Consider the following 13,137-nt stretch of genomic DNA (forward strand, 5'->3'; position numbering starts at 1 on the left):
GCAGAGTCAAGAGCGGTCAGCGGACAGCAGCTCTTCCACAAAGGCAGGGACCAGCCGGGAGGCCGGTCCCAGGCGGGTTTCACGGAACAGGGAGGCGCCCTCCGAGGGCTCGAGATTGAGCTCTGCCGTGTGGGCGCGCCCCTGGGCGCGGACCGTCTGGACGAAGCCGGCCGCCGGGTAGACGTGGCCCGAGGTGCCGATGGAGACGAACAGGGCGCACGCCTCCAGCGCTTCGAAGATGCGCTCCATGTCCAGCGGCATCTCGCCGAACCACACCACATGGGGGCGGAGCGTGCCAAGGCGGTGGCAGTCGGGGCATTTGTCCCCGACCTCTACGTCAGCGGTCCAGGCGAAGGGCCGGGCACATTTCTGGCAGCGTATCTTCAGCAACTCGCCGTGCATGTGGATCAGGTTTTCCGACCCGGCCCGCTCGTGCAGGTCGTCGATGTTCTGGGTGACGATCAGCACCTCGCCCGGCCATTCCCTTTCCAGCCGGGCCAGGGCGGCGTGGGCCGGGTTGGGACGGATGCCGCCTTCCACCAGGTTGCGCCGCCGGGTGTTGTAGAAGGCCTGGACCTTGGCCGGGTCGCGGCGGAAGGCGTCGGGGGTGGCCACGTCCTCGAGGCGCACCCTGGACCAGATACCGTCCTTGTCGCGGAAGGTGTCCAGGCCGAATTCCTTGGAAATCCCGGCCCCGGTCAGGATGACGATGCTTCCCTTTCCAGCCATGGCGCGATCCCTCTATAGTGCCGGTCAACGAAAAGCCAGGAAGCCGCCATGGTCAAGGTTCTGTTCGTCTGCACCGGCAATATCTGCCGTTCGCCCACCGCCGACGGGGTGTTCCGCGCCCTGGTGGAGTCCGAGGGGCTGGGCGGGGAGATCGCCGTCGATTCCGCCGGCACCCACGCCTATCACGTGGGCGAGCCGCCGGACCGCCGCTCCACCGAGGCGGCGCGGCGGCGCGGCTTCGAACTGAAGCATCTGCGGGCCCGGCAGCTGAAGAAGGGCGACTTCGCCGAATTCGACCTGCTGCTGGCCATGGACCGCGGGCATCTGGACCTGATGGCGCGGGCCTGTCCGCCGGAATACCGGGAACGGCTGGCCCTGTTCCTGTCCTTCGCGCCGCAACTCGGGCTGCAGGACGTGCCCGACCCCTATTACGGGGCGGGCGACGGCTTCGAACGGGTGCTGGACATGATCGAGGCGGGGTCGGCGGGCCTGCTGGCCCATATCCGGGAAAGGCTGTTGTAGCCTGTTTTCATCCCAGGGCGTTGTTGATCAGGTACTGGGCGATGTCGGCCGGCTTGACCTTGATCTCCTTGGGTTCCTGGCCGGTTTCCAGCGCCTTCCTGATACGCATGGAATTCTCCACCTTGACCGGGTCCACCTTGACCAGTCCCCGTGCTCCCCGGATGCGGGGGTAGTAGGCGGGGTCGACCAGCTTTTCCTTGCGGCCCAGGCGTTCCAGCAGGGCGGCCTCGTCGGTGTCCCCGGCGGCTTGGGCCTTGACCAGGACCCAATCCTTCTCGCCCGCCAGCCCGGCGGCCAGAGTATCCTCCGGGGTACCGTCCTCCACATAGCCGATGGCGTAGAGATTCTTGCCCAGGCCGACATCGGCCCCCCAGCTCTGCAGGCCCTTGCTCCTGGCGACATAGATGGTACCCACCGTTTCCTCCCTCTGGTTTTCCGCCAAGGACCAGGGTACACGCCCGTCCCGGCGGCGCAAGGGGCTCGCTTTCCATAAATACTGGTAATAGATGGTGGATATATTCTTGCGCCATATCCGTCCTGCTTCAGGTATGGACCCGATTGTCGCGGCTATCACAACTTGCTACATGAAGACCCGATAAAGAACATTATCGCTGCCCATTCATTGGTATGGGGGTAAAACTCCTACATACCATGGTATGTCCTGATCGTGCCTTGTTTATGAGGCGCCACGGGGCATACGGCGTCTTGCGCGTGACTTTGACGATAGGGGCAAGGAGATGGCCATTCAATGGCAGGACGCCATGTCCATTGGCGTTCCCGACCTGGATGCCGATCATCGGGCACTGGTCGAACTGATCAACGATTTCGAGGCCAACCTGGAATCCGGGGACGAGGGCGGGACCGGCAATGCCATGCGCGACCTGGTCGGGCTGATCGCCGACCATTTCAGCCGCGAGGAAAACCTGCTGTCGGGCATCGGCTGTCCCAGCTTCTACGCCCATCGCGACAGCCACGACGCGGTGGCCGACCGTATCCACCTGTTGCGGCGGCGCTATCTGGTCGCCACCGAGGCCTCCGTCCGGCACGACATCGCCGCGACCCTTCTGGGGTTCATCCGTACCTCGCTGATGGACCATATCCTGACCGAGGACAGCGCCATGGGCCGGCGGATGGCCCCCGTCGCCGGCACGCGGTCCTTGCCGCCGGAGCCGTCGGAGCCGGCCTCCGCCGTGGCGGCCAGGGCGCCGGAATCCCGGGACGTGGAATACAGCCTGCCGCCCCATCTGGCCCATCTGCTGACCCGCCTGAACTACACCCAGGCGGAACTGCCGCGGCCGCGGAGCGGCTTCGACTCGTTCGAGGCCCTGTGCGTCGAGGCGGTAACCCGGCGCATCGACGAGGTGTTGGTGGTGTTCCACAAGGACAATCCCTCGGTCCGCCGCCTGCTGCCGCCGTCCTTCGTCCTGTCGCCGGACTTCGCGCCGCGTTTCCGCCGGGCGGTCGAGCACCTGATCATGCCGGAACTGCTGAAAAGCCGCCTGCTGCGCCAGATGACCGCCCGCTGCGACTGGCAGGCGGCGGACGGCGACAGCTTCTGGGAGCATGTGGACAATGCCCTGGCCGACGACATGCTGGAGCGTTGGCGGCTGGCCTGGGACGACCTGAAGCTGGTGGAGCGCGTCAAGGACGACGGCAGCCGCGTCTTCCAGGTCAAGGAGAGCACAAGGGCGCTGCGCGACCTGCTGCAGCCGCCCTCGCCCGAGGCCTACGACCTGCCGCGCATCGGCAATGCCGAGATCGAGACGCTGAAATCCCTGTTCGACCCCACCCGCGACCTGGCCGGCGCCCTGCATGCCGCCTGGCAGCGCTGCCACGATCTCTACGAGCAGGAGATGGAACCCCGGGTATTCCAGCAGAAGGCCCGCGAAGGGGCGCTGCGCGACTATCTGCTGCTTGCCCACCGGCAATATGCCGGCAATTGGGGCGAGTTCCTGACGCTGACCGCCCACCGGGTGTTCGGCCGGGTCACCACCCATTTCCTCGAACGCTTCAGCACCAACCTGGGGCGCACCGAGCAGGAGCGGGCCGGCCACATGCCCTATCTCATGCGCACCCTGCACCAGGTCCGCGACCGGCCGGAAATCCGCCGCCAGGAGCGGGAGGAGGAAGCCGAATGGCAGGCTCAGCGCCGGGAATTGCAGAATTTCCTCAAGGGCATTACCGCCGCAGCGTGACCAATGTGAATTGGTTCACGGAAAGGCCGGGCGGCGCAAAGGTATAAGGGCGGAAAATAGCGCCCGTTTCAGGTGTGGACCCGATTGAGCGGAACCACCGCCTGAGGTAAATCATCGGGCGTCACAGGGGGAACTACGTAGATGCTTGCCACCACGGCCCTCGCAGCCCGGCCCTTCGTCGCCATCCGCTGCCATGCCTGCCGCTACTTCACGCTGGAGCGCTGCTGCAACGCCTCGGCCCGGCTGGAAGGCCAGGACGACCGGGACGGCGAATGCCCGCATTTCCGCTTCGGGCTGTCTTCCGGCCCGGCGCCCGAATGGCAGGTGCGCTGAAGGCGCAGGCGGGATTGCGGCCGGGACGGCCGCGCTCCGGGAAAAGCCGCAGGTCGGACATCTCGCCCGTACCCTTGGATGGCCTCAACGTCCGGCCATCACGTAGTCGCGCAGGGATTCCGCTTCCATCTTGGTTTCGTCCAGCCGGGACTTCACCACGTCGCCGATGGTGACGATGCCGGCCACGTCGCCGTTGGCGTTCACCACCGGCAGGTGGCGGATGCGCTTGGCGGTCATGATCTCCATCAGGCGCTCGACGGTGTCGTCCTCGTGGCAGACGAAGACCTCGGCGGTCATCAGATCCTTGACCCTGGCGGTGATGCAGACATCCACGGCGTCGGCCAGGCCGCGCACGATGTCGCGCTCCGACAGGATGCCGGCGACCCGGTCGCCGTTCATGACCAGCACGGCGCCGATCTTGTGGGTGGCCAGCAGGCGGGCGGCGTCGCCGACGCTGGCGTCGGGGGGGACCGAGATGATGCCCGCGCCGCGGGCCTTGGATTTCAGGATGGTCTTGACGATCATGGGCACCCTCCCTTGGGCTCGAGTCTCAGGTCTCTCCCCTTGATACGTTGGGCCGGGCCCGAGTCCCTTCAAGGGATGGGGGCATCAGTATAAGAGCTTGACGGCCTGGGTCCGGTCGGCGGGCGGCAGGGACTGGTTACCCAGCAGGTAATGCAGCGCGGTGCGGCCGCGGGCGTCGGCCCGGTGGGGATCGGCCCCGGCCTTCAGGGCCTTTTCCATGTCGGCCAGGCTGCCCTTGGCGGCGGCGGTCATCAGCGGGGTCTTGAGGTCGCGCGGCAGCGGGCCATGGCCGTTGGCGGCCGAGGTCAGCGCGCCGGCCGGGTCGCGGGCGATGCGCTCCAGCAGGGCGAAGTCGGTGTCGCGGCCCTGGGGCGTCGGACAGTCGGTCAGCGGTCCGCCCCGCAACTGGCCCAGGCGTTTGGCGGCCTCCTCCAGCAGGGCGCGGTGGCTGACGGCCATGCGGCAGGGAAAGCGCAGGTTCATGCCGTCGAACACCGACGGGGCGGGCTCGGACCTGCGGGCCACCAGATCGTAGCCCTTGATGGCGGGCATGGTCTCGGCCAGCAGCACCGCCTCGATCCGGCGGAGCGTCAGGGCGTAGCGGACGAAGACATAGGTGTCGGCCTTGATCCCCTTGCCCTGGGGGGCGTCGGGCAGCAATTCGAAATAGCTGATCAGCCATTCCTCCTTGTCGGCCAGCAGCGGGTCGGCGGCCACCTGCTCGGCGGTGGGCACCCGCAATTCGATCTCGGCATCGATGTCGTCGAGCATGTGGGACGCCTTGACCGTGTTGCCGGCCAGGAACTCGCGCAACGCACCGCCGATAGCTTCCAGGCGGTCGGCGTTGGCGTCGGCGGGAAGCGCCGGCTTGCCGGCCCCGGCGCGGTTCATCTCGGTCTGGATACGGGCGAAGGTGACCAGGCCGTCGCCCGGCACCGCCGCCAGTTCGTCGCCCCCCGAGGCGGGGACGTTGTCCGACAGGAACCAGGCGCCCGCCGCCGCCGCCAGCAGCAGGGCGGCGGCGGCGGTGACCGTATGCTTCGACATGCCGTTCCGCCTAGCGCTTCAGCGGCTTGTACTTGATGCGGTGGGGCTGGTCGGCGTCGGTCCCTAAGCGGCGGTGACGGTCGGCCTCGTAATCCTGGTAGTTGCCCTCGAACCACACCACCTGGGAATCGCCCTCGAAGGCCAGGATGTGGGTGGCGATGCGGTCCAGGAAGAAGCGATCGTGGCTGATCACCACGGCGCAGCCGGGGAATTCCGCCAGGGCGTCTTCCAGGGCCGACAGGGTCTCCACGTCCAGGTCGTTGGTGGGTTCGTCCAGCAGGATGACGTTGGCGGGACGGCTCAGCATCTTGGCCAGATGCACGCGGTTACGCTCGCCGCCCGACAGCACGCCCACCTTTTTCTGCTGGTCGGCGCCCTTGAAGTTGAACAGGCCGGCATAGGCGCGGGAGTTGATCTTGCGCTTGCCCAGGTCGATCTCTTCCTGGCCGTCGGAGATTTCCTCGAAGGCGGTCTTGTCGGGGTCCAGGGTATCGCGGTTCTGGTCCACATAGCCCAGCACCACGGTCTCGCCCACGGTGAAGGTGCCGGTGGTGGGCTGCTCGGCGCCGGTGATCATGCGGAACAGGGTGGTCTTGCCGGCGCCGTTGGGGCCGATGATGCCGACGATGCCGCCGGGGGGGAGGCGGAAGTTCAGGTTCTCGTACAGCAGGTTGTCGCCGAACGCCTTGGAGACGTTCTCGGCCTCGATCACCTTGCCGCCCAGACGCGGGCCGGGGGGCACGGAGATGACGGCGGGGCCGGTGGCCTTCTCCTGGGACTTGGCGACCAGATCCTCGAAGGCGCTGATACGGGCCTTGCTCTTGGTCTGGCGGGCCTTGGGCGAGGAGCGCACCCATTCCAGCTCGTCACGGATGGCGCGCATGCGCGACGTCTCTTCCCGCTCTTCCTGCTCGAGGCGCTTGCCCTTCTGCTCCAGCCACGAGGTGTAGTTGCCCTCGTAGGGGATGCCGTGGCCGCGCTCCAGTTCCAGGATCCAGCCGGTGACGTTGTCCAGGAAGTAACGGTCGTGGGTGATCATCACCACCGTGCCGGAGTAATCCTCCAGGAAGCGCTCGAGCCAGGCCACCGATTCGGCGTCCAGATGGTTGGTGGGCTCGTCCAGCAGCAGCATGTCGGGATGCGACAGCAGAAGGCGGCACAGCGCCACGCGGCGCCGCTCGCCGCCCGACAGCAAGGTGACGTCGGCATCGCCGGGCGGGCAGCGCAGCGCGTCCATGGCGATCTCGATGGTGCGGGTCAGGTCCCAGGCATTGAGATGGTCGATCTTTTCCTGCAACTCGCCCTGTTCGGCGATCAGGGCGTTCATCTCGTCGTCGGTCAGTTCCTCGGCGAACTTGGCCGAGACCTCCTCGAAGCGGTCCAGCAGCGCCTTGGTCTCGGCCACCGCCTCCATGACGTTGCCCATGACGTCCTTGGCGGGGTCGAGATGGGGTTCCTGCGCCAGATAGCCGATCTTGACGCCCTCGGCCGCCCAGGCCTCGCCGCCGTATTCCTTGTCGATGCCCGCCATGATCTTCAGCAGCGTCGACTTGCCCGCGCCGTTGACGCCCAGCACGCCGATCTTGGCGCCGGGGAGAAAGCTGAGGGTCAGCCCCTTCATGATCTCCTTCCCGCCGGGATAGGCCTTGGTCAGGTTCTTCATGACGTAGACGTACTGGTACGAGGCCATAGGGGGCTCTCCGCTGGGGCGTGGTCGATTTGGGAGATTGAGTAGACGGGCGGGGCCGCCCCGTCAAGGTTTGCGGATCAGCGCGAGACGATCAGGTGGGATACGCCCGGCAGTTCGGTCAGCAGTTCGTCGGCCAGCAGGCGCGACCACGAGCGGCCCCGCTCGTCGGTGAACGAGGATTGCAGCGCCGCGTCGCAGCGCATCTGCCAGTCGTCCATGGGGAACAGGGCGACCCATTCGATGCCGTCGTCGAAGGTCAGCACCGGAAACAGCACGTCGCGGGTCATGCGCCAGGGGGTATCGGCGTCGAGGCAGCGGCCGCTGTTCTGCAGCAGGCAGCGTGGGCCGTCGGCGCCATAGGTCAGGACGGCGTGGCGGCCGTGGCCGGTCTCGCCGCAGATGGCGGCGGTAAAGCGCCGGAAGGTGGAATCGGCGTCGGAATCGTTCAGGTTGATGCGGAAGATCTCGGGCTTGGCCATGGGTGTCTCCTCAAGGCGTCATCAGAGCATGGGGGGCTTTGACGCCCCTTGATGCCCGTCAAGGGCGGCTCCCTTGCCCCCGGCCCCGCCGGCCTATAGGCTGGAGGCATGAAAAAGCCCAAGATCGTCCCCATTCCGTCCAAGCAGGAAATCCTCGACTTCATCCGCGCCCAGCCCGGGCGGGTCGGCAAGCGCGAACTGGCGCGGGCCTTCAACCTGAGGGGCAGCGACAAGATCGACCTCAAGGCGATCCTCAAGGAACTCGAGCGCGAAGGCGAGGTGGAACGCGGCCAGAAACGGCGCTTCGCCCGGCCTGGCGCCCTGCCCGATGTGGGCGTGGTGGAGATCATCGGCACCGACAGCGACGGCGAATTGCTGGCGCGGCCCTTGAACTACGAGGGCGAGGGCCGCCCGCCGCGCATCTTCATGGCGCCCTTCCGCCCCGGCGAGGCGGCGGTGGGTGTCGGCGACCGGGTGCTGGCCAAGCTGAAGCGGGTGCGGGGCGAGGACGTCTACGAGGCCCGGCCCATCCGCATCATCGGCGAGGCCCGCGCCCGGGTGCTGGGCGTGTTCGAGCCCAATCCCGATGGCTCGGGACGCCTGCGTCCCACCTCGCGCAAGGAGAAGGCCGAGTACATCGTGCCGAGGGGCGAGACCGGCGACGCCAAGGCGGGCGAGCTGGTGCTGGCCGACATCATGCCCGGCCGCCTCTACGGCATGCGCACCGTCTCGGTGAAGGAACGCATGGGGATGCTGGGCGCGCCGCGCTCGGTCAGCCTGGTGGCCATCCATACCAACGACATTCCCTTCGAGTTCCCCGAGGCCGCCCTGAAACAGGCGGCGGCCGAGGGACCGGCGCCTTTGGGCGACCGTACCGATCTGCGTTCCATCCCGCTGGTCACCATCGACGGCGAGGATGCGCGGGACTTCGACGACGCGGTGTTCGCCGAGCCCGACGCGGACCCGAAGAATCCCGGCGGCTGGCACTGCATCGTCGCCATCGCCGACGTCTCCTGGTACGTGCGCCCCGGCGACGCCCTGGACAAGGAAGCGTTCAAGCGTGGCAACTCGGTCTATTTCCCCGACCGGGTGGTGCCCATGCTGCCCGAGGAGCTGTCCAACGGCTGGTGCTCGCTCAAGCCCGACGAGGACCGCCCCTGCATGGCGGTGCATTTCTGGCTGGACGCGCTGGGCAACAAGCTACGGCATCGTTTCGTGCGGGCAATGATGCGTTCGGTGGCGCGCTTCACCTACACCCAGGTGCAGGCGGCCAAGGACGGGCGGCCCGACGACAAGATCGGGCCGCTGCTGCCCCAGGTGATCGAGCCGCTGTACGGCGCCTGGGCGGCCTTGTTCCGCGAGCGCAAGGAACGCGGCGTCCTGGAACTGGACATCCCCGAGCGCAAGGTGACCATTACCCCCGAGGGCAAGGTGGAAGCCATCACCGAGCGGGAACGCTTCGACAGCCACCGGCTGATCGAGGATTTCATGATCATGGCCAATGTCTGCGCCGCCGAGACCCTGGAGAAGGTCCACAAGCCCTGCATGTACCGCATCCACGACCTGCCCAGCCAGGAGAAGCTGGAGGGTTTGCGGGAGTTCCTGTCGTCCCTGGACTTGAAGCTGGCCAAGGGCCAGGTGCTGCGCCCCGCCCATTTCAACCGCGTCCTGGAGGCGGTGGCCGACACCGTCAATTCCCATCTGGTCAGCCAGGTGATCCTGCGCTCCCAGGCCCAGGCCCAGTACAGTCCGGAGAATATCGGCCATTTCGGCCTGGGGCTGGCCCGCTACGCCCACTTCACCTCGCCCATCCGCCGCTATGCCGACCTGCTGGTCCATCGGGCGTTGATCGCCGGCCTGCACCTGGGCGAGGGGGCGCTGCCTGCGGATGCAGTCGCAGAGTTCGCCGAATGGGGTGAGCACATTTCGGTGACGGAACGGCGCGCGGCGGTCGCCGAGCGCGAAGCGGTGGACCGCTACGTCACCGCCTTCCTGGTGGACCGGGTGGGGGCCTCGTTCAGCGGCAAGGTGTCGGGGGTGACCCGCTTCGGCCTGTTCGTCACCCTGGACCAGACCGGGGCCGACGGGCTGGTGCCCATCTCGACCCTGCCCGAGGATTTCTACGTCCACGACGAGGTCCATCACTGCCTGGTGGGCAAGCGCACCAGAAAGACCTTCCAGTTGGGGCAGACGCTGGAGGTGGAACTGGCCGAGGCCAACACGCTGACCGGCTCCATGGTCTTCCGCCTGGGCGGCGGGTCCGAGCGTCCGCCCCGTCCCCCCCGCCCCGGCGCCAAGCCGTTCCGGCCCGGGGCCAAGCGGCACAAAGGGCGCTGAAAATCCTGTACCCCCGAGGGTGGCCTTGCGCATAATCGCCGGGATGATCCGATCCACGCCCATGGGAGCCGGGTTCGCCCTGGCGCTTTGCCTCCTGTCCCACCCCGCCGCCGCCGGCTGGGTGGCGGGCGAGGCCGAACGCACCATCGCCTTCGGCTTCGACGCCATCGTCGAGCGCCACCTGCAGCCGGTGACCGCCCAGACCATCGCGCTGGACGGGCTGCGCGGCCTGGCCGAGATCGATCCGCAACTGGCGGTGGCCCTGGAGCAGGGGCGGCTGCGCCTGTCCACCACTGAAAAGGTGGTGGCCGATTATCCCGCCGCCCCGCCCGACGACGCGGTGGGGTGGGCGCGCATCACCGTCAACGCGGCGCTGGAGGCCTCGCAGGTGTCCGGGCGCCTGCGGGAGGCCGATTCCGAACGCCTCTATCAGGCGGTGTTCGAAGGCGCGCTGGGCAAGGCCGACCTGTTCTCCCGTTATGCCGGGGCCAGGGAGGCCAGGGAACACCGTTCCAACCGTTCGGGCTTCGGCGGCATCGGCATCAAGTTCGACCTGATCGACGGCGATGCCCGCATCGTCGAGGTGGTCGATGACGGTCCCGCCGCCAAGCTGGGCTTGCGGGCCGGCGACGTCATCACCGCCATCGACGGAGAACCCGTCAAGGGGCTGGACCGCGGCGAATTGTCCGCCCGCCTGCGCGGCGCCGTCGCCACCGAGGTCCTGGTGGCGCTGCGCCGCGACAGCCAGATGCTGCAATTCACCCTGCGCCGCTCGCTGATCGTGCCCCAGACGGTGACCACCGCCATCAACGGCGGCATCGCCCATTTCAAGATCACCAGCTTCAACCAGCGTACCGCCTACAGCCTGGAGAACCAGTTGAAGGACGTCCGCACCCGGCTGGGGGCCGGCTTGCAGGGCGTGGTGCTCGACCTGCGTGGCAATCCCGGCGGATTACTGGACAAGGCGGTGGCGGTGGTCGACCTGTTTCTGGCCGAGGGCACCATCATCTCGACCCGGGGCCGCCATCCCGCCGCCGCCAACAGCTTCGAGGCCAAGCCCGGCGATATCGGCGAGGACCTGCCCCTGGTGGTGCTGGTGGACGGGCGTTCGGCCTCGGCGGCCGAAATCGTCGCCTCCGCCCTGCAGGATTCCGGGCGCGCCGTGGTGATCGGCACCAATTCCTACGGCAAGGGCACCGTCCAGACCGTGGTGCGCCTGCCCAACGACGGCGAGATCACCCTGACCTGGTCGCGCTTTCACGCGCCGTCGGGCTATGCCCTGCACGGGCTGGGCGTGCTGCCGGCGCTGTGCTCGGGCGGAACCACCCAATCGGCGGCCCAGATGGTCGAGGGCGCCGGGCGCGGAATCCTGCCGGGCAAGCCGGCCGAGACCCTGGCGGTGTGGCGCGGCACCGGCATCGACGACATCGAACTGCGCCACCGCCTGCGCGAGACCTGCCCGCCATCCCGGCGGGTCGACGGCAAGCTGGAGATGGATCTGGCCGACCGGCTGCTGGCCAACCGCTCCGCCCATGCCCGCGCCCTGGCGGCCTCGGCCCCCAGCAGGGGGCTGGAGGCGCTGCAGACCCGTCCGTCACCGGAAACAGGCTCCCACTGATCATGAACCTTGCCGACTGGATCGGGCGGACCGAGATTCTTCACGACCTGGCGGCGCCGGCGCCGCTCGGCGGTCTCGCCGCCACCCTGGACCATGCCGAGCCGCCGTGGACGGCGGGCGAGGTGCCGCCGCTCGGCCACTGGCTCTATTTCCTGCCCCGCGCGCTGCAGCGCGACATCGCCGCCGACGGCCACCCCCACAAGGGCGGCTTCCTGCCGCCGGTGGAATTGCCCCGGCGCATGTGGGCGGGCGGCGAGTTCACCTTTACCGTGCCCATTCCGGTGGGGGCGGCCATCACCCGGCGCTCGACCATCGCCGACGTGACGGAAAAAACCGGACGCTCCGGCCCCATGGTGTTCGTCCGGGTCGAGCACGAGATTTCCACCGGGAGCGGGTCGGCGCTGACCGAGACGCACCACATCGTCTACCGCGCGGCGCCCCGGCCGGGCGACGCGCCGCCGCCGCCGGAAGCCGCTCCGGCCGGGGCGGCGTGGCGACGGACGGTTCGGCCGGACATCGTGCTGCTGTTCCGCTATTCGGCGCTGACCTTCAACGGCCACCGCATCCACTACGACCGCGATTATTGCCGCGACGTGGAAGGCTATCCCGGCCTGATCGTCCATGGGCCGCTGATCGCCACCCTGCTGATGGATTTGTTCCTGCGCCACAATTCCGGCGCCCGGGTCACCGGCTTCCGCTTCCGGGCGAAACGCCCGCTGTTCGACATCCACCCGTTCGAGGTTTGTGGGCGCCCGGTGCCGGGCGGAGCCGAACTGTGGGCGGTGGACCACCAGGGCGATCTGGCCATGAGTGCCGAGGTGGAGGCCGCTTGACGTCATGCGGGCGGGACGCCCGCGCTCCGGCCCATTGCCAGGAGCACGGACGTCCCGCCCACCAACGTTTTAACTCAGCCGATGGTGTAGCCGCCGTCGACGACGATTTCCTGGCCCCAGATGTTCTTGGCCCCGTCCGAGCACAGGAAGGCGGCGGTGGCGGCGATATCGCCGGGCTCGCCGAAGGCGCCGGGCATGAGCCGCGCCGTCACCTGGGTGGCCACCGCCTGCAGCACGTCGGCCGGCAGGCCGATGCCGCCCCAGATGGGGGTGGCGATGGGGCCGGGGGCGACGGAGTTGACCCGGATGCCCTTGGGGGCCAGTTCGGCGGCCAGGGTCTGGGAGAACGACTTCAGCGCCGCCTTGCTGGCGCTGTAGATGGCCAGGCCGGGGAAGCCCACCTGGGTTAGGAAGGTGGTGACGAACAGCACCGAGCCGCCCTTGCGGATATGGGGCAGGAAGCCGCGCACCGTCTGCACCGCACCGGTGAAGTTGACGCCGAACTGGTGGTCGATGGCCGCCGCGTCGCTCTGCTCGAAGGGCACCACCTTGGCGATGCCGGCATTGGGCACTACGATGTCGATGCCGCCGAAGCGCTTGACGGTCTCGGTCACCAGCCGGTCCAGGTCGGCCTGGCTGGTGACGTCGCCGGTCACCACCAGCACGGAATCCTCGCGGCCCTTGGCGATCTCGGCCAGGGCGGCGGCGTTGCGGGCGAACACGGCGACCTTGGCGCCTTCGGCCAGGAAGCGTTCGGCGATGGACAGGCCGATGCCGCTGCTGGCGCCGGTGACGACGGCGATCTTGCCGTCGAGGGAGTTGGTCATGG

13 protein-coding genes are annotated in these 13,137 nt (G+C 68.1%); 6 read left to right on the top strand and 7 right to left on the bottom strand.

Going from position 1 to position 13,137, the window contains the following annotated elements:
- Positions 1-6 precede the first annotated feature (6 nt).
- Positions 7-729 carry a Sir2 family NAD+-dependent deacetylase gene (gene cobB, locus H261_RS10050; protein ID WP_008616989.1) on the bottom strand — a complete coding sequence of 241 codons (723 nt, stop codon included), beginning with the start codon at positions 727-729 and terminating at the stop codon, positions 7-9.
- A 48-nt stretch (positions 730-777) separates the two neighbouring features.
- On the opposite strand from cobB, the gene H261_RS10055 reads away from it, so the two are divergent.
- Positions 778-1,251, top strand: a complete 474-nt coding sequence (locus tag H261_RS10055) for a low molecular weight protein-tyrosine-phosphatase (RefSeq protein WP_008616990.1) — start codon at positions 778-780, stop codon at positions 1,249-1,251.
- Between the two features lie 7 nt (positions 1,252-1,258).
- Here the strand turns inward: H261_RS10055 and H261_RS10060 are convergent, their stop codons facing one another.
- Positions 1,259-1,666 carry a hypothetical protein gene (locus H261_RS10060; protein WP_008616991.1) on the bottom strand — a complete coding sequence of 136 codons (408 nt, stop codon included), beginning with the start codon at positions 1,664-1,666 and terminating at the stop codon, positions 1,259-1,261.
- A gap of 322 nt (positions 1,667-1,988) precedes the next feature.
- Between H261_RS10060 and H261_RS10065 the strand changes: the two genes are divergently transcribed.
- Together H261_RS10065 and H261_RS10070 are read left to right on the top strand one after the other, a co-directional pair.
- The gene (locus H261_RS10065; RefSeq protein WP_008616992.1) at positions 1,989-3,446 is read left to right on the top strand and encodes a bacteriohemerythrin; all 1,458 of its coding nucleotides are present in this window, start codon (positions 1,989-1,991) and stop codon (positions 3,444-3,446) included.
- A gap of 141 nt (positions 3,447-3,587) precedes the next feature.
- Positions 3,588-3,779 carry a hypothetical protein gene (locus tag H261_RS10070; RefSeq protein ID WP_008616993.1) on the top strand — a complete coding sequence of 64 codons (192 nt, stop codon included), beginning with the start codon at positions 3,588-3,590 and terminating at the stop codon, positions 3,777-3,779.
- An 84-nt stretch (positions 3,780-3,863) separates the two neighbouring features.
- Here the strand turns inward: H261_RS10070 and H261_RS10075 are convergent, their stop codons facing one another.
- From H261_RS10075 to H261_RS10090, 4 genes are all read right to left on the bottom strand, one after another.
- Positions 3,864-4,304, bottom strand: a complete 441-nt coding sequence (locus tag H261_RS10075; protein ID WP_008616994.1) for a CBS domain-containing protein — start codon at positions 4,302-4,304, stop codon at positions 3,864-3,866.
- 84 nt (positions 4,305-4,388) lie between these two features.
- Positions 4,389-5,351, bottom strand: a complete 963-nt coding sequence (locus H261_RS10080; protein ID WP_008617012.1) for an ankyrin repeat domain-containing protein — start codon at positions 5,349-5,351, stop codon at positions 4,389-4,391.
- A 10-nt stretch (positions 5,352-5,361) separates the two neighbouring features.
- Complete coding sequence (gene ettA / locus H261_RS10085) at positions 5,362-7,041, bottom strand: energy-dependent translational throttle protein EttA (RefSeq protein WP_008617013.1); 1,680 nt, start codon at positions 7,039-7,041, stop codon at positions 5,362-5,364.
- A gap of 77 nt (positions 7,042-7,118) precedes the next feature.
- Positions 7,119-7,520: a hypothetical protein gene (locus H261_RS10090; protein WP_008617014.1), complete on the bottom strand. Its 402-nt coding sequence runs from the start codon at positions 7,518-7,520 to the stop codon at positions 7,119-7,121.
- Positions 7,521-7,628: 108 nt separating this feature from the next.
- Here H261_RS10090 and rnr point away from each other — a divergent pair, with 108 nt between their 5' ends.
- From rnr to H261_RS10105, 3 genes are read left to right on the top strand one after another with little or no spacing between them, the layout of a single operon-like run.
- Positions 7,629-9,857: a ribonuclease R gene (gene rnr, locus H261_RS10095; protein WP_008617015.1), complete on the top strand. Its 2,229-nt coding sequence runs from the start codon at positions 7,629-7,631 to the stop codon at positions 9,855-9,857.
- Between the two features lie 43 nt (positions 9,858-9,900).
- Positions 9,901-11,475 (top strand): S41 family peptidase, encoded by a 1,575-nt coding sequence (locus H261_RS10100; protein WP_152426814.1) that lies wholly within the window; start codon positions 9,901-9,903, stop codon positions 11,473-11,475.
- A gap of 2 nt (positions 11,476-11,477) precedes the next feature.
- Entirely contained in the window at positions 11,478-12,308 is an 831-nt protein-coding gene (locus H261_RS10105; RefSeq protein ID WP_008617019.1) for an FAS1-like dehydratase domain-containing protein, read from the top strand.
- Positions 12,309-12,382: 74 nt separating this feature from the next.
- Here the strand turns inward: H261_RS10105 and H261_RS10110 are convergent, their stop codons facing one another.
- Positions 12,383-13,135 carry an SDR family NAD(P)-dependent oxidoreductase gene (locus tag H261_RS10110; protein WP_008617020.1) on the bottom strand — a complete coding sequence of 251 codons (753 nt, stop codon included), beginning with the start codon at positions 13,133-13,135 and terminating at the stop codon, positions 12,383-12,385.
- Between the last annotated feature and the right edge of the window lie 2 nt (positions 13,136-13,137).

Origin of the sequence: Paramagnetospirillum caucaseum (assembly GCF_000342045.1) — a bacterium.
Classification (GTDB): Bacteria; Pseudomonadota; Alphaproteobacteria; order Rhodospirillales; family Magnetospirillaceae; genus Phaeospirillum; species Phaeospirillum caucaseum.

Bases quoted from the DNA above. Each gene is read 5' to 3' on its own strand.
- cobB (WP_008616989.1), bottom strand. From the start codon at position 729: ATGGCTGGAAAGGGAAGCATCGTCATCCTGACCGGGGCCGGGATTTCC.
- H261_RS10055 (WP_008616990.1), top strand. From the start codon at position 778: ATGGTCAAGGTTCTGTTCGTCTGCACCGGCAATATCTGCCGTTCGCCC.
- H261_RS10065 (WP_008616992.1), top strand. From the start codon at position 1,989: ATGGCCATTCAATGGCAGGACGCCATGTCCATTGGCGTTCCCGACCTG.
- H261_RS10070 (WP_008616993.1), top strand. From the start codon at position 3,588: ATGCTTGCCACCACGGCCCTCGCAGCCCGGCCCTTCGTCGCCATCCGC.
- H261_RS10075 (WP_008616994.1), bottom strand. From the start codon at position 4,304: ATGATCGTCAAGACCATCCTGAAATCCAAGGCCCGCGGCGCGGGCATC.
- H261_RS10080 (WP_008617012.1), bottom strand. From the start codon at position 5,351: ATGTCGAAGCATACGGTCACCGCCGCCGCCGCCCTGCTGCTGGCGGCG.
- ettA (WP_008617013.1), bottom strand. From the start codon at position 7,041: ATGGCCTCGTACCAGTACGTCTACGTCATGAAGAACCTGACCAAGGCC.
- H261_RS10090 (WP_008617014.1), bottom strand. From the start codon at position 7,520: ATGGCCAAGCCCGAGATCTTCCGCATCAACCTGAACGATTCCGACGCC.
- rnr (WP_008617015.1), top strand. From the start codon at position 7,629: ATGAAAAAGCCCAAGATCGTCCCCATTCCGTCCAAGCAGGAAATCCTC.
- H261_RS10100 (WP_152426814.1), top strand. From the start codon at position 9,901: ATGATCCGATCCACGCCCATGGGAGCCGGGTTCGCCCTGGCGCTTTGC.
- H261_RS10105 (WP_008617019.1), top strand. From the start codon at position 11,478: ATGAACCTTGCCGACTGGATCGGGCGGACCGAGATTCTTCACGACCTG.
- H261_RS10110 (WP_008617020.1), bottom strand. From the start codon at position 13,135: ATGACCAACTCCCTCGACGGCAAGATCGCCGTCGTCACCGGCGCCAGC.